This window comes from Alcaligenes pakistanensis, from assembly GCF_014652815.1.
Classification (GTDB): domain Bacteria; phylum Pseudomonadota; class Gammaproteobacteria; order Burkholderiales; family Burkholderiaceae_B; genus Alcaligenes; species Alcaligenes pakistanensis.
This window is the reverse complement of the sequence record NZ_BMZN01000002.1, coordinates 57724-73475: the sequence shown is the minus strand read 5'-3', so window position 1 is coordinate 73475 and position 15752 is coordinate 57724. Positions and strand designations below refer to the sequence as shown.

Annotated in this window: 16 protein-coding genes; 6 read left to right on the top strand and 10 right to left on the bottom strand. The window is 56.6% G+C overall.

Features of this window, described 5'->3' with window-relative positions; all coding sequences use genetic code 11:
* Positions 1-88 precede the first annotated feature (88 nt).
* Positions 89-688, bottom strand: coding sequence for a GrpB family protein (locus tag IE156_RS05340; protein ID WP_189391512.1), 600 nt, complete (start codon positions 686-688; stop codon positions 89-91).
* A 142-nt stretch (positions 689-830) separates the two neighbouring features.
* A complete protein-coding gene (locus IE156_RS05335) occupies positions 831-1400 on the bottom strand; it encodes a TetR/AcrR family transcriptional regulator (RefSeq protein ID WP_229841046.1) in 570 nt (189 codons plus the stop codon).
* A gap of 77 nt (positions 1401-1477) precedes the next feature.
* On the opposite strand from IE156_RS05335, the gene IE156_RS05330 reads away from it, so the two are divergent.
* Positions 1478-2587: a DUF418 domain-containing protein gene (locus tag IE156_RS05330; RefSeq protein WP_189391510.1), complete on the top strand. Its 1110-nt coding sequence runs from the start codon at positions 1478-1480 to the stop codon at positions 2585-2587.
* Here the strand turns inward: IE156_RS05330 and IE156_RS05325 are convergent.
* A complete protein-coding gene (locus IE156_RS05325) occupies positions 2556-3479 on the bottom strand; it encodes a LysR family transcriptional regulator (RefSeq protein WP_189391509.1) in 924 nt (307 codons plus the stop codon). The genes IE156_RS05330 and IE156_RS05325 overlap by 32 nt on opposite strands.
* Before the next feature lie 108 nt (positions 3480-3587).
* On the opposite strand from IE156_RS05325, the gene IE156_RS05320 reads away from it, so the two are divergent.
* On the top strand, positions 3588-4430 hold the full coding sequence (locus IE156_RS05320) for a branched-chain amino acid aminotransferase (RefSeq protein ID WP_189391508.1): 843 nt from the start codon (positions 3588-3590) through the stop codon (positions 4428-4430).
* An 83-nt stretch (positions 4431-4513) separates the two neighbouring features.
* On the opposite strand, the gene IE156_RS05315 is transcribed toward IE156_RS05320, so the two are convergent.
* Genes IE156_RS05315 through IE156_RS05300 form a run of 4 tightly spaced genes read right to left on the bottom strand, consistent with a single transcriptional unit; the run spans position 4514 to position 9011 of the window.
* Positions 4514-5434, bottom strand: coding sequence for a DUF6999 family protein (locus tag IE156_RS05315; protein WP_189391507.1), 921 nt, complete (start codon positions 5432-5434; stop codon positions 4514-4516).
* A 3-nt stretch (positions 5435-5437) separates the two neighbouring features.
* Entirely contained in the window at positions 5438-7348 is a 1911-nt protein-coding gene (locus IE156_RS05310; protein WP_189391506.1) for a beta-ketoacyl-ACP synthase III, read from the bottom strand.
* A 14-nt stretch (positions 7349-7362) separates the two neighbouring features.
* On the bottom strand, positions 7363-8277 hold the full coding sequence (locus IE156_RS05305) for a fatty acid desaturase (RefSeq protein WP_189391505.1): 915 nt from the start codon (positions 8275-8277) through the stop codon (positions 7363-7365).
* Positions 8274-9011, bottom strand: coding sequence for a sterol desaturase family protein (locus tag IE156_RS05300; protein WP_189391504.1), 738 nt, complete (start codon positions 9009-9011; stop codon positions 8274-8276). Before IE156_RS05300 ends, IE156_RS05305 begins: the two co-directional genes overlap by 4 nt.
* A 149-nt stretch (positions 9012-9160) precedes the next feature.
* On the opposite strand from IE156_RS05300, the gene IE156_RS05295 reads away from it, so the two are divergent.
* The 3 genes from IE156_RS05295 to IE156_RS05285 all read left to right on the top strand — a co-directional run bounded on the left by IE156_RS05295 (position 9161) and on the right by IE156_RS05285 (position 11577).
* Positions 9161-9487: a pirin-like C-terminal cupin domain-containing protein gene (locus tag IE156_RS05295; RefSeq protein ID WP_189391503.1), complete on the top strand. Its 327-nt coding sequence runs from the start codon at positions 9161-9163 to the stop codon at positions 9485-9487.
* Between the two features lie 120 nt (positions 9488-9607).
* Positions 9608-9949, top strand: coding sequence for a hypothetical protein (locus IE156_RS05290; RefSeq protein ID WP_189391502.1), 342 nt, complete (start codon positions 9608-9610; stop codon positions 9947-9949).
* A gap of 68 nt (positions 9950-10017) precedes the next feature.
* The gene (locus IE156_RS05285; protein WP_189391501.1) at positions 10018-11577 is read left to right on the top strand and encodes a TerC family protein; all 1560 of its coding nucleotides are present in this window, start codon (positions 10018-10020) and stop codon (positions 11575-11577) included.
* Between the two features lie 195 nt (positions 11578-11772).
* Here IE156_RS05285 and IE156_RS05280 read toward each other — a convergent pair whose 3' ends face one another.
* Positions 11773-12747: a FecR family protein gene (locus IE156_RS05280; RefSeq protein WP_189391500.1), complete on the bottom strand. Its 975-nt coding sequence runs from the start codon at positions 12745-12747 to the stop codon at positions 11773-11775.
* Positions 12748-12911: 164 nt separating this feature from the next.
* The gene (locus IE156_RS05275) at positions 12912-13814 is read right to left on the bottom strand and encodes a LysR family transcriptional regulator (RefSeq protein ID WP_189392222.1); all 903 of its coding nucleotides are present in this window, start codon (positions 13812-13814) and stop codon (positions 12912-12914) included.
* A gap of 89 nt (positions 13815-13903) precedes the next feature.
* On the opposite strand from IE156_RS05275, the gene IE156_RS05270 reads away from it, so the two are divergent.
* Positions 13904-14488 (top strand): DMT family transporter, encoded by a 585-nt coding sequence (locus IE156_RS05270; protein ID WP_189391499.1) that lies wholly within the window; start codon positions 13904-13906, stop codon positions 14486-14488.
* Positions 14489-14495: 7 nt separating this feature from the next.
* Here the strand turns inward: IE156_RS05270 and IE156_RS05265 are convergent, their stop codons facing one another.
* Positions 14496-15683 carry a multidrug effflux MFS transporter gene (locus tag IE156_RS05265; protein WP_189391498.1) on the bottom strand — a complete coding sequence of 396 codons (1188 nt, stop codon included), beginning with the start codon at positions 15681-15683 and terminating at the stop codon, positions 14496-14498.
* Between the last annotated feature and the right edge of the window lie 69 nt (positions 15684-15752).

The window sequence follows — 15752 nt, the reverse complement described above, 5'->3', positions numbered from 1 at the left end:
GTAAGTACAGCAACGTTTATCAGCAAGCCGTCCACGTTCTGTGGGGGGTGAGCTTATGACAAGCAAAGGCCAAAACCACGGCTTTGTCCTAATTCAACAGCCCTTGTGACTGGAAGATTTTTTGATAAACACCCCGAACCACGGCCTGCTTTCTTTGGTTGTAGTCCCGCACATTGTCTGCCCCCTCTTTGGCCTGCATTTTGGCCTGCGCATAACACTGCAAATCATCCGGGTGCGTGCTGAGCCAATCACGGAACAGAATATGGCGGATATGCTCGGGGCAATCCGGCCCAAACACATGCAAGTTCACGCGCGGCCGCTCTTGGCGCAACATGCGATGCTGATACCAGGAGCGCTCACGTATGCTCAGCTCGTAGCCCAAGGTATTCAAGGCAGGGACATAGTTCTCTTCTTGCTCCGGGTCTGCCACCAGTACATCAATATCAATCACAGGTTTGGCAGGCAGCCCTAATACCGCTGTCGAACCCACATGGGCAATAGCCAATGCCTTGTTTCCCAGCGCATGCAAAATTTCCTGGCTCAAACGCTGGTACAGAACAGGCCAGGACGCATCGTAGGCCTGGACCTCGATCGCTTCCGCTTTAGGCTCGCCTGTCACCCAGGGATTCTCGTTGGGATCACCATCCTCGAAAATGGTGATTTTGTTTAGTGCCCATGTAGGCATCATCTTTTTCTCTCTATTCAAACCACTGAATACCGCTAAGACTTTGTTCACAGTCTTTTTTTGCACGGCAAAGCCATCTTCAATCGCGGGACAGATCACTGCGCTTCCCTACCGTGCACGGGCTTCGCAGGCTCGGTATTGCCCCTTAGGATGACCGCGTTTCCAAGGCAAATAAATGCCGCAAATGCTGCTCGGCTTGCTCTGAAGTCAAATCGCTAGAGTCAGTCAACAACATATTGGCCAAGCCGTCGTACAAAGCCGATAAACGCAGTGCAATCCCATAGGGATCAGGAGCCTGCCACAAGCCCTGTTCGGCCCCACTGCTCAGATAAGAGACCAGTTGCTCCAGCATCTTGCTTTGCACCTGCGAGATCACCACGGCCAACGCCGGGTCGGTTTTAGCCAGATCAGTGGCATCAAGCCACAAAAACCAATAGATACGGTTGCTCTGATCAAAGGCAGAGCTCAAGTAGTTTTCCATCAAGGCTTGCGGCCCAAGCTCCGGTGCCGCCCCCACATCCATCAACTGCTCAAAAATCTCGCCCCAGGCTTGGGCCCGCAATTCGGACCAGCGAAAGTAATGGTTCAACAACCCACGGCCCACGCCGGCGCGTTCCGTCACCATGCGCGTAGTGGCCGCCCGCACCCCCACTTCCAGCAAGGTATCGACCGCCGCCTGCCGGATCCGTGTCGCACTGTCTTGTTTTTCACTCATTACCATCTCTCCTATTGACACATTGAGCAACCGCTCAATATTATGGCATTGAACAAGCGCTCAATCAATAAACACCTATGTCCTCATCTTCTCGCAATACCTCTGTCGACCTGATCCGCACCGCTGCCTTAATCGGTATTTGTGTAGTTAACCTGCCTTTTCTGGCAATGACCGACAATATCCCCACACATAGTTCACCCTTTTACGATCAGGCGGCGGCATTCCTGATCGAGTTTTTGTTTCAGGGAAAATTCTTTCTCTTGTTCTCGCTGATTTTTGGCTGGGGCATCGAGATCCAGGCCCGCTCCGCTACCCGTGCCGGGGTCCCTTTAAGCCAGCGTTACTTCCGACGCTTAAGTGGTTTGGCCTTGCTGGGATGTTTGCACGCCATGCTGGTCTTCACCGGCGACATTCTGCTGCTTTACGCCGTCTTGGGCCTGCTGATCTGGCCGCTGCGCAACAGCACGCCCTCTAAACTGGTGAAGATTGCACTGGCAATGGTGCTGGTGGAACTGCTGAGCCTAGCCCTCGTCATGTTCTGGGTCTCGAGCCTTGAAGAACTGGCCCCCGTTTATTCACTGGGCGGTGCATTTTCCGAAGCCACCTTGGCCCGCCTGACTGATTGGCCCGAGACCTTTGGCTTTCTGTTTCTATATCAAGGGCCGCTTGCTTTCGGTGCCATGCTGCTGGGCCTGGCCGCAGCCAAAAGCCGCTTTTTTGAAGCCAATAGCCCAGGCCTGCAAAAACTGGGAAAAGCGATGCCCTGGCTGGTTCTGATTGCGCTGCCCATCAATATCTTTACGGCAGTTACGGCGAACCAAACCGATGTAATGGGACTAATCGGACTATTTAGCGTGTCTATTGGTGCCCCGCTGCTCTCCCTCATTTACCTGTACCTGCTCTTGCGCTGCGCGGCCTGGATTCGCTTGCCCGAGGTTCTGATTGAAGCAGGCCGCAATTCACTGACAGCGTATGTCTGCCAAGGGGTTTGGGCTGGTCTGATCTTTAGCAGCTATGGCCTGGGCCTGTTTGATGCCTTGGGCAATGCGGCGCTGTTGCTGATGGCCGTGGTGCTGGCACTAATCGCCATGACGCTAACGGGCCTGATCGCCCGGCGCTGGGGGCGCGCTCCCCTGGAAGCCGTCTTAAGACGTATTACCTATGGTGCCCAAACAGATCGGAAATAGTCGTACGCAACCACTGCACGCCCTGATCCTGCCGGCTGCGTTCATGCCAATGCACGCGCACATCAAAGCTGGGTAGTGCCAGCGGCGTGGGCACAATGCACAAGGCGGTGGGATTCTGAAAAGACAGGACGGCTATGTTGGGCACAGTCAGCAAATAATTGCTGCTGACAAGAATCTGTTCGGCAGCCAAATAGTGCGGGATGGTCAGACTGATATTGCGGCGCATATCCAGGGCACGCAGGGCATTTTCCACTAGGGAATGCCCGCTACTGGTGGCATCAATGGCCAAATGATCGGCCGCTACAAAGGCATCCAGGTTCAACTCTGTTTTGGCCAAGGGGTGCGCTTTACGCATGGCCGTCACATAACGTTCGTGGCGAAACACGCGTGAATGCACCCGCCCCTTAATCATGGGCAAGGAGCCAATGGCCAGATCAATCTCGCCAGAGCTCAAACCGCTTTCCAGTGCTTCCCAGCCCAGATTCTTGATGACCAAGCGAATACCCGGCGCGTGTTTGGCCACAAAATCATTCAGGCCCGGCAGAAACACCAGTTGGCCAATGTCCGTCATATGAACTTTAAAAACGCGGGTAGACTGAGCAGGATTGAAGCCTTGGGTCTGGGTCAGGGCGATGCCCACCTCTTCCAGCAAGGGCTGCAGCTTTTCGCGCAGGGCAATGGCAATCTGCGTGGGCGCAACGCCGTAGCGCGCCCGCACGAACAAAGGATCGCCCAAAGCCTGCCGCCAACGCTGCACCATCAGAGAAATGGCAGACTGGCTGACCCCCATACGCAGCGCCGCCTGGCTCAGGTTCTGGCACTCACAAATCAGACAGAAAGCGTGTAGCTCAGCCAGCGTCCAGTTATATGTTTTGTAAATATCAGATAGCACGCTGACACCACCTCAAGTCGTTTTTGGCTCTCTATTATGTGTATTGGAAATAGTACAACGACACACCGAATTGCCACTACGTCACAATAAAACTAGGAGGGAAGACCCATGAGTACCAATGAAATCACCTGGTCCAATGGCCAATGGAACAGCACCAGCGCGCCCCTGATTGGCGCTACCGACCATGCTTTCTGGATGGCCACCACCGTCTTTGACGGTGCCCGTTCCATTCAAGGCCATACCCCGGATCTGGATCTGCATTGCGAGCGTCTGAACCGTTCAGCCGTCACCCTGGGCATGGAGCCGGTAATAACGCCCCAGCAGACCGTGGATCTGGTGCGCGAGGGCCTGAAAAAACTGTCCCACACTCAGGACTACTACATCAAACTGCTGTATTTCGCACCCGGCGGCTTCATTCAGCCCGATCCCGCTACCACTCAGCTGGCTATTCATATTTTTGAATCCCCCATGCCGGATGACAGCGGTTTTAGCGCCACGTTCAGCGAGTTTCTGCGCCCTGATCCGGCCATGGCCCCCACCGATGCCAAGGCCTCTTGCCTGTACCCCAACACTCAGCGCATCTTGCGCGATTCCAGCGCACGCGGTTTTGACAATGCCATCGTGCTGGACTCCAAAGGCAAGGTCGCGGAATTTGCAGTAGCCAATCTGTGGATTGTGCGTGATGGCGTGGTGCTGACTCCCGAGCTGAACGGCACCTTCCTGAACGGTATTACCCGCCAACGCGTCATGCAGCTGTTGCGCGACGATGGCCTTGAAGTACGTGAAGCCAGCCTGACGCCACAAGACGTGCTGGATGCGGACGAAGTATTTAGTACTGGCAATTACGGCAAGGTCTTGCACTGCAATCGCATTGACGATCGCCACTATGCTCGTGGCCCGATTGAAACCCGCGCCCACGAGCTCTACATGGCCTACACCGAACGCAACTGATTCAGGGATAGATCACCCTGCCCGCTTAGCTGATCGCCCGCGTCCAGGTCCATGACCCGGACACCTATGCCAACTAGACGGCGCTAAGCCGGGCCGTTATCCAAGCTCACGGTGGGCGCTGACCCACTTTCCTGCTCTGCCTGCGCCAGCTTCATCTGATTTAACAAGCTATGGAGCATCTCTGTCGACAAGCCGTGCAGCACCAAACGGTAGCCTGCTCGCAAGGTAGACATAGGCACCAAGGGATGACCGTTGTTCACCAGAATCAGATGCTCGGGCGCCTGCAAAATTTTGGCTGCATAGATACCGATGGTCTCGTCCAACTGCAAGGAATTGGCCGCACGCCAGAAGTCGTTATCGGTCAGCAACAGCTGATACAGGGGGGTAAACAGTTCGATGGCGCTTTGCAGGTCCATCTTGTTCAGCGGGCCTTGCGGCATATCCTCCAGTGCCAAGGGCACGGGCTGGATCATGGAGAAATCCACCCGTTCCGGCGGGCCGATTTCCTGATTATTATCCCGCAAGGTCTGGTTCAGGCGGATCACGAAATTGAACAGATTCAAATCGTGCTTCACAAAGGTGTGATCATGCAACTCGTCGATGTTCATCGGCGTCAATGGCGTGGTCGGCACCTTGGTGGGCGAGTTGGCGGCGATAAAGGCCAGAACCTGCGAGCCCAGGTGAAAATGGCGCAAAATCAGCCAGTTCGCCTGGGGCGAGACAAAGCGCTTCAAACCCCAGACCAGAATTCGATGCAGCAGACCCGAGTGCGACCACTTGCGCGGCAAGAAGGTTTTGACGATCTGGATCACCACAATCATCAAGCGTGCCAGGGGCCGCAAGAATGGCAGCAGATATTGACGCGAAGAAGAACTGGAGTCAGCCAGCCATGCCTGCTTTACTTCATCAGGCAAGGGCGTGCTGCGATCCAGATACAAGGCCCGCCAAGGGCTGGGGTCCTGGGGATCATGCTCTTTACTTAAAAAATCCGGAATTTTATCCATGATTTAAAACTCTTTCGCGTATTGGAACTGCATCAAGTACAGGGCTGCCGTACGGCGTGCGGTTTCAATAATAATCTGTTCGGCGCGACCTGTTTCATCGCAATCCAGCGCCAGCTCGACCGCCACCAGCCAACGGGCCAGATGATGTTCGTCGTTCATGCCGTGATAGTGCAGGAAACGGTACATATTCGGTTCCAGCGACAGCGAAGATTTCAACAAAGGCAGCAAGGCCGGCACAATGCGTTGGCCCGTGCCTTCAATAATGTAAATCGCACCCAACAAACCAATCGGGTCCTGGCTGGCCGCCAACGCATGCAGATAAGAGTTCAGGGCCTGACCACCAGGGTTACGCGACAACTGCTCGATCTCGGTAGCCGTGCCACCGGCCTGCTGATAGTCCTCGAATAAGATCTTGAAGTCGTCCTGTTCTTCACCGGCGTGCAAGCGAATCAGCTCGGCCAGTGGCGCATAAGTAGGCGACAAGGAGTCGCAGGCTTCGCGCATCCATTTGGCCCCCTCACGCACCTGGGGAATCCAGTCCGCCATCCACTTTTGATAGTCCTGCATGCGCATGGAGCCATCGTGCAAGCTGCGCAGCAAAGGCGTGCGCCAGACTTGGGAGCGGTAATCGTGCCAGATAGGAGCCAGTTGCGTCAGCAGATCGCGCAAGCCTTGCGGGGCGGTAGCCGGGTCATGCGGGGGGGCAATATCCACCTGATCCGTAGAGGCAGAAGCGGACTGTTTGGCCGTTGGGTAGGACAGCGCCGCTGCTGGCGCATCGCAGGCCTCCACTTCCAGCAGCATATAGGCTGTCGTGAAGCGGCCCGACTCGGGCACGTAGCACAGGATTTGCTCGCCGGGCGTCAAGGTCCGGTCGCGCATGAACTCGGCCAACATGATCAGGATGGACGCTGCGCCCGTATTGCCGCGCCAGCGCAGATTGCTGTACCAACGCTCGGCAGGAATGGCCAGCCCGGCCTGTTCCAGCAAATCAGCCACGACGGGAATGAATTTCTCGGACGAGTAATGGCACAGGAAATGGCTGATACGCTCGGGGTCCACCCAGCCGTCACGTACCAGCTTCACGTACTCGTGAATGCCGATATCAAACAGATGTGGCAACAGGCGGATATCCTGGCGCAGAGACAGGGCCCCGGCCTGCTCGGCCTCGGCCCAGGAGTCGTAGTCCAGATGGCTGCGGCTAGACTCGCGCGTCGCCCCTAGCTGCATGCACACGGGGTAATCGCCCGAAAAGGACTTTTGATGAATCCAGCGCAGGCGCAGACGCACACCGGCTTGCGTGGTGGGCAGCACCTGATCTTTATGGCTGAGCAAAGCAGCACCCGCGCCATCGGAAAGCATCCAGCGCAAGAAGTGCGCATCGAAGTCCGCCTGATAGTCTTGCGAGGCAAAGCGCGAGCGGCGGAACAGGCGCGACGGCATTTCACTGGCAACGGCCAGGCCATGGCGGTGCGCACCCAGCTCAATCCCTTGAGCAACGGTTTGCAAGGCGGTGACGCCTGCCGCGCAAATCCCGTGTACGGAATGCACTTCCAGCGGTGGCGCACCCAGCTCGCCCTGAATCGCGTTGGCAAAACCGGGCATCAACAAATCACCACCCGAAGAGCCGCTGGCCAAGAGACCGACCTCGCCCATATCCAGGCCCGCTTGCTCCAGGCAAGCACGTATCGCGTTGGCGGCCATGGTGGTGTTGCTCCAGCGGGTTCCACCATCTTCAGCAATGGCGTAGTAACGCTGCTGAATGCCGTTTTCTGCCAGAATGCGCTGCTTGATGCGCCCCGATATACGGTTCAAAGGCGCAATAAAACGATCCATCTCAGTGTTATCGACCGGCTCGCCGGGCATAAACCACTGGGCCTGATGGATAACAACGTGCTCAAAGGCCACGGGCATAGAAATACTCCTGATTACACAGAATCACGCCGACGCTCGGTCTGGCCCACGGCGTTCAAAGATTGACTGCGGTAACGGGGCATAAACAGGCCCAACACAAAAACACGCAGCATATAAGGCACCAGCCCCCCTTCGTTCAAGGCGTCCGGGGTGCGGGCTCGGTATTCGGTGTCGTGCAGCCGGGTCAACTCAGACCAGTGCGCACGCGAATGTTCATGGTGGGCCACATGCAGGCCGATATTGAACAGCAATGGATTCACCAGCCCCTCGAAATTACGGGCATAGGCCAGTTGCTCACCATGCCGGGCCTGATGGCTGCCATCGGCATGGGCATGTTGCAGGTAATTGGTGGCCAGCAGCCAGTGCAAACCATGCAGCTGCGGCAGGATCACGTACAAAAAACCTTTGACCGGGTCCAACGCCAGAGCCAGCGTCCAGCTTCCCAGCCACAGGCCGTATTGCGCCATGCAATAGGCCCATACACCTGGCCACCGGCGACGCAAACTACCTAACCAACCAAAGATAGAGGGATACAAGGCCGGCGCGGCCTCAAAAGGATGCATCAGCCAGCCCAGCGTATCGTTGGTGTCGCCCCGCCAGAAACGGTAAGTGCGGGCCACGTCTTTTTCACCATGCTTGTAGCGATGGTGGTTGCGCCCATGCGCAGGCCAAAATACACAAGCGGGGTGGCCTTGCACCAGAGTCAGCCAAAAGTCCGTCAGGCGATTGGGCAGGCGGCCCTGCCACATGCGCAAATGATGATGGTTGTGGTTGATCACCCCGACACCCAGCGTCAAAAACAGCAGCAAGCCGTACAGAAGCCAGGAAAAGCCGCCGTGCCACAGAGCAAGGACCAGAACGGGGTAGGCAATCAGGTACAGCAGACTTTGCCAATCTCGCGGCTTACGCAAACGCCACGCTGCACTCATCCCCGCGCCTCTTCGGGGCGGTCCGGCAGGCGGGTACCAAACAGGCGGTCCATAAAGCTGAACTGAAAGCCGTAATTACCGTTGTACTGAGCGTGATGGCGCTGGTGTCGACGGCTGGCCGCCAGCCAGTTGCGGCTGGAGACAGTGGGGAAAAAGTCGTAATTGGAGTGACCGATGCTGTTGAAGAACAGGCTGAACAAGGGCACGGACAGCAAGGACCAGAAGCTGAAATCATGTACCAACATAGGCAGCAGAATCACATTGCCCAGCATGATCGATTCCAGCGGGTGAAAGCTGTAGGTAGAAAACGGTGTCACCACCACAGAGGAGTGATGCGGGCCGTGATAACGGCGCAACCAGCGGGTATGCAAGAGGCGGTGGTTCACCCAGAAATGCACATCATTCCAGATCACCAGGACCAGAATTTCCAGGGCAATGCGTGTCGCGCTGGCATCCGGCGTCAAATGCGCCCAGCCTAGCTGCAAAAAGCCCCAGGGGAAAATCATGCCGGTGCCAAAGATCAGAATGGCCGAACCGGATTGCTTTAACTCTCGGCGCAGTTGGCCCTGGCGCAACGGGCGCGTATCCAAGGGGCGTCCCCAACCCAAGGCCGGGAAAAGCCAATGTGTCAGCGCCAAGGTGCCCAGTGCGAACAGCACATAAATGCCGCCGAAAAACAATAAGCCCACGCCCATTACCTGCCAGACGCTCAAGGCCTGAAAAGCCTGCCCCATTCCGCTCTCTATGTATCAAATTGCGCTCATGCTAGCGCGGGTCGAGTCATTACGTTTGTTAATTTGGTTACTAATTGCAGAGACTTGGCCACCTTAAAAAGGCAACACACTTTTGCGAAAACAGGGACTAATCATATCGGGACTCCCCCATGCACGTTTGGGATGTGCAGATCAAGGCCGGACATACCTTCAGCTTCACCGTGCCCGAAGGCTGGAACACCAACACACTGATTTTGAGCGGCACCGCCTCCTTCAACCGGCAGGCCAAAATAGGTGAAGCCCAAGTCGTGGTTCTGGAGCGGGTGGGCCAGCAGATGTTGGTCCAAGCGGAGAGCGACACACAATTGCTCTTGCTTAGCGGCGAGCCGTTGGAAGAGCCCATCGTCGGATACGGCCCTTTTGTGATGAATACACAACAAGAGGTCAACCAGGCTATTGAGGACTTTAACGAAGGCCGCTTTGGGAAAATGCCCTAAAGCAAACCGGGCAGCATGTCGGCCTACCCGGTTTGCTGTCATTCATGCCCACGGACAGTACCGCTCTGCTTAGCGCCCGCTTACGATATACTGATCCGTCATCGACTTCCCTTAGACACCATGAGACGCTGGTTCGTCGTCGTCTTACTTCTTATCCTCCCTTTCCAGGCGTATAGCTCCCACTTTCACGCTACCGTGCAAGGTGGTCAGTCTGCATTGTTCGTCCAGCAAGACGCCCATGCGACCGAGCTGCGTGTCGAATCTGGAAAGCACCCCTTGCAGCAGCTAAGCGCCATCCTGGCGCAAACGCCCATGCAACAGTACGCCGATCACGCGGATACCCCTTTGCCTTGCCCGGTACAGTCTTGTTGGCTGCATGCCTGGCCTTCGGCGTGTCCGCCTTTTTCCCTGCCAGCTGTTTGCTGCGAATTCGCACCGGAGCACCGCCCGCCGCGCGTCTGATCCCTGGCGCGCTACCCGCCCTGCTCCCGCTTTTTTGCACTTATTTTTCTGTCTAACAGGACAAAATCATGGAATGGCTACTCGATCCCAGCATATGGGTCGGCTTATTAACTCTGGTGGTGCTTGAGATTGTTCTCGGCATCGACAACCTGATCTTTATCGCGATTCTGGCCGATAAACTGCCCCCGCATCAGCGCGACCGTGCTCGCCTGATCGGCCTGTCGCTGGCGCTGATCATGCGCCTGGGTCTGCTGACTATCGTTTCCTGGTTGGTCACCCTGACCACCCCGCTGTTTTCGTTAGGACCGCTAAGTTTTTCAGGCCGCGACCTGATCTTGCTGCTGGGCGGTCTGTTTCTACTGTTTAAAGCTACCAGCGAACTGCACGAACGTCTTGAAGGCAGCGGCCACCACGCCAGCACCAACAAGGCTTACGCCAGCTTTGGCGTGGTCGTGGCGCAAATTGTGGTGCTCGATGCCGTGTTCTCGCTGGACGCGGTCATTACCGCCGTGGGTATGGTGGACGAACTGCCCGTCATGATGACGGCTGTCATCATCTCCATCGGCTTGATGATCTGGGCCTCCAAGCCCCTGACCACCTTTGTGAACAACCACCCTACCGTGGTCGTGCTGTGTTTAAGCTTCTTGCTGATGATTGGTCTGACGCTGACCGCCGAAGGCCTGGGCTTCAAGATCCCCAAAGGCTATCTGTACGCCGCCATTGGTTTCTCCATCCTGATCGAGTTCTTCAACCAGATTGCCCGCCGCAGCTTGCAGCGCTCGCAGTCGCGCCGCCCCTTACGCGACCGTACGGCAGAAGCTGTGCTGCGCATGCTCGGCAACCGTAACAAAGAAGACAAGGACGACAGCCATAACGACGGTCAGCTGGAGCTGGACGAGCAGGGTTTCCGCACCGAGGAACGCAATATGGTCAGCGGTGTTCTCAGCCTGGCTGAACGCCCTATCCGTTCCTTGATGACCCCTCGTCAGGAGATTACCTGGCTGGATATCGATGACTCCACCGAGACCTTGCGCCAGCAATTGCGCTCCACTCCGCACAGCTTCTTGCCAGTGTGTCAGGGCGATCTGGATCAGGTGGTGGGTGTAGCTCGCGCCAAGGACTTGCTGGCGGATCTGGACGACTACCCACAAATACAACTGTGGCCGGACTTGCGTGAACCCATCATCGTGCATGAACACACGGATGTACTCAGTGCCATTGCCATGTTGAAGCAATCCAATGGTCAGTTCGTGCTGGTAACGGATGAGTACGGCGCCATTGAAGGCTTGCTGACCCCTATCGACATCCTGGAAGCCATTGCTGGCGAATTCCCCGACGAGGACGAGCAGGCGGCTATCCAGCAGATTGGCCCTAATCTGTGGCAGGTGGACGGCGGCATAGACTTGTTATTACTGGCCCAGGCGGTCGAAGCAGACGATCTACTTTTGAAAGACAGCAGCTTCAACTCCGTGGCTGGTTTCTTGCTGGAACGTCTGGATTCGCTGCCTACAGTGGGCACAGTAGTCGAGGCAGATGGTCTGCGCTTTGAAGTCACCGAAGTCAGCCAGCGTCGCATCGCGACTGTACACGTCAGCCGCCTACATGCGCCCGAGGAGAGGCAGGACTGAGACGCTAAGGAGCTAAAAAAGCAGGCTTACAGGCTCGCTGGCCAATAGCCAATAGCCAATAGCCACGCAGTATAAAAAACGGCCAAGGTATCACTACCCTGGCCGTTTTTTTATACTTTCTGCTTGTGTTCCTGATGAGCTGCTACCGCTGCGATCAACCCCCAGCGTCATTGGGTCCAGCCCAGCAAGCTATTCTCAAGCACGACTCAATAAGGCGATCCCACCCGGAAAGCGCATTACATCCAGCCCATAAAGCGCCTGCAAAACATCCAAGGCCTCTGGCAGGTTGTCCAGATTAACGGACAAGTTGACCAGAATAGAACCCAGGGAAGCGTCTTTCAAAATCAGATGCCCTGCCCAATAACGATTCAACTCGGCCAGCACCTGTGACAAAGGCTGTTCATGAAAGGCCAAACGGCCCTGACGCCAGGACGGGAAGTCCTCCGCCGCCACAGTCTGCACTGAGCTGATGGCATGGCGTCCATACACCAGTTGCTCGCCAGCCCCCAGCCTGTAGCCCTGACCACCAAAATCCACCTGGGCGCTGCCAGACAGGCAGGTCACCTGCGTTTTGCCCTGCAGGTAACGGATATTGGTACGGCCATTGAAGGTCTGAATAGACCCCCCTCCGGCAAACACCGTACATACCACTGCCGAGCGCTCGGCCTGACGCACCTCGACCTCCCCATCCAGCAAGGCCACGATCCGGCCCAGATGCGTATCGTCACTAACATTCAAACGACTGCGGGTATTCATATCCAGCCAGACATGGTCCAGCAATTGCACCCGTCGCTGCTCGCCCGCGCCGGTGCGGTAGTCGGCACGTAAATCGGCCAGCGAGGGCCATAACTGCAGGGGCGGCTTGACGACCATATACAGGCCTCCGCCCAGGAGCAAACCGCCCAGCAAGGCGCGACGCAAGGGTTGGTGGCCACGTGCTTTGGTCAGCTTGGCTTCACGCAGCCACTCACCACGATCTTGAGGCAGGGCATCCCACTGCTCACGGGCGTGCGCGAAGGCGGAGGCGTGGGCAGGGCTACGCCCACACCAGCGGCGCAGCTCTCGGGCCTGACGCGGGGTCAGCGAGGACGTTTTCAGGCGGCTGACCCAAGCGCGTGCCTCCTTGTGCAAGGTGTCTTCATCCAAATTCAAGGCATTGGCAGGGTTCATCAACAATCAATCTAAAAAGCACTACACAGGGGCTGCAAGTCGCAGTCCAAATCGTTTTTATCCATCCGTTTAAACGGATTAAAGGGGAAATTCAACGGCAAACCTAAATTGTCGGAAACTGCAGGCGGTATCGTCAAGCACTGGCCCGTTATAAAGGGTCAAGCCTAGCTCTGGCAGCAATCCATTAATTGCTGGCGCAACCAGACATGGGCCGGGTCCGCATGCCGTCGACTATGCCAAACTTGCTGAAACAAGACCGAGGGAATGGGCAAAGGTGGCTTGAAAAAAACCAGTTCAGGGTGCTCACGCAAGGGTTCGGCGCTGCGGCTGGAAACCGTCAGAATCAGATCAGTACCCGCCAGCACCTGGGCAGCAGCACTCCAATGCGGCAAAGATAGGGCAATCTGACGCTTCAGTCCCCTTCGATTAAGCACATTATCGACCTCGCTTTCACCACCGGGGCGCATAGAAACCAGCACATGGGGATGCTGCAACCACTCGTCCAGATCCGGCCCGGCAGGCGTAGACAAACTGGCGCGGTCGGCAATACAAATAAGATGCTCTTCAAACAAAGTCTGTGCCTGCAAACCGGCCGGAATGTCAGAGAACACCCCTAAGGCCACATCCAGTTCACCATCGCTTAGCTGCGCCAGCATCGCTTCCCGGCTACCTTGGCTCACTGCCAGATGAATACCGGGAGCCTGTTGCCGCAAGACACGCATCAAGGGCGGCAGCACAATCTGTGCCCCGTAATCGGACATGGCCAAGCGAAACTCACGCTGTTCACTGGCCGGATCAAAACCACCGGCATCCAGCAAGCCGTTCAGCTGCTGCAAAGCCTGCTCCAAAGGGCGTTGCAGTTGCAGGGCCAGAGCTGTGGGCTCCAGCCGTGCTCCCCGCCGTATCAATAAAGGATCGTTGAAAACCTGACGCAGATGCGCCAAGGCATGGCTGACCGCCGGCTGGCTTTTATGCAGTCGGTGGGCCGCACGGGTCACATGCTGTTCGGTCAACAGAGCATGCAGACTAAGCAGCAGGTTTAAATCTATACGTCGCAGTTCATCCATAGAACGAATAATGACTGTGCACACTATTAATTTCAATAAGAACAACGAATAGTGCAAGATAGAGCTTTGATTTCTAGGGAGATACGTTTATGCCCGGTACCGCTTTGTTCAGTATGTTGGTGGCTATATTTGCCGGTTCTGCCGTGCCTTTCCAGGCGGCCAGCAATGCCGTTCTGGGTAAAGTCCTGGGGCATCCTCTGTGGGCAACGCTGGTATCGCTGTGCATCAGTGCCGCCCTGGTTGTGCCAACCTTGTGGCTGATGCGCGCCCCCGCCCCCCTGACAGCGCAATTGGCGCATGCCCCGTGGTGGGTGTGGACGGGTGGTATTGGCGGTGTCATCTATATCAGCGCGGCCCTGATCCTGACCCCCCGTATGGGAGCCGCCAGCTTCATCGTCTGTGTCGTGGCCGGGCAAATGCTCAGTTCCATGCTGATCGACCACTACGGTTTGATGGGGCTGACTCCACGCCCCGTGCATATGGGACGGATTCTAGGTGTGTTGTTGATCTTGGCAGGCATGGGCCTGGTGCAATGGTTTACACCCTCGATGTCCAGCAGTACAGCTGAAAATAAAAACGCCACTGTGGATCACAATGGCGCTCGAAGTAGCAGTCAGAGCGTTGCTCAAAACACGGGTGCTGAGCATAAGGAAAGCAGTCACACCCGGTCTTGATAAAGGCTTAGACCTCAGTCGATTTAGAACGGTGCTGGCTACACCACCAGAAACCCGCCGACAAGGCAGCAGCACACAACATGCCTAATGCCAGCAGCAAACCGCTTTCAAACAGCAACGGTGCTACCACACCGGATACCGTGGCAAACAAAAGCATTTGCCAGGAACTTTGTATCGAAGAGGCCAGGCCACGCATGGTCGGGAAGGTGCCTAAAGTCACCACCGTCATGCCCGGCAGGGCCATGGACATCCCAAAGGCATAGACAAAAATCGGCATGACTGCCCAGGGAACCTCGGCCTGGAACAGCAGGTTGTACAGCGTATTGAATACTGCGCCGCCCAGCATAATGGATAGGCCCAGGCGAATCATGCGAGCCGGGGGCAATTTGTCTGCAAAGCGCGCATTCAGGATGGAACCTCCCAACATACCGCCAATAAAGGGCAGGAACAGCCAGGCGAACGCCGTTTCTGTCAGGCCCAGCACACCAATCACAAAGCTGGCTGCGGAAGAGATATACAAGGCGAAACCCGAAAAAGCACAGGCCACAGCGGAGATCGCCAATACAAAACGGCCATTACGCAACGCACGGGCATAGTTGCCCAGGATGATCATGGGCTTTAAGGGTTGGCGCGAGGCGACCGGCAAGGTTTCAGGCAATTGCCGCCAGCACAGGGCCATCAGCGCAAGGCTTAGCAGCGTCAGCAGCCAGAACACCGAACGCCAGCCTGCATAGGCGCTTAAATAGCCACCGAGCACAGGTGCAATCGCCGGAGCCAGACTGAACACCATAGTGATGTGGGCAAACAAGCGCTGGGCTTCCACGCCCTGCACACAGTCCCGCGCCAGCGCCTGCCCCACGACACGCCCGGCCCCAGCCGAACAGCCTTGCAACATGCGAAAGAACAGCAGCCAGGAAAAGCTGGGGGCTAGCGCCGAGCCCACCGAACCAATCAGAAATAAAATCAGGGAGGCCAGGATAACGGGACGCCGCCCGAAGCTGTCCGACAGCGTGCCCCAGAACAGGCTCATGAAGGCGAAGCCAAACAGGTAAACGCTTAGGGTTTGCTGGACCAGGGACTGGTCTACCAGAAACTCTTCACCAATACGGTGAAACGAAGGCAAATAGGCATCCGTGGCGAACGGCCCCAACATGGCCAAGGCCGCCAACACCAGGGTCAGCTTGCGGTAGTTCATAGATAGCTTTGGAAAACAGGGAGGACGCCAGAATCGGCGCGGGGATAGGGGAATGGTACCCCTTAACCG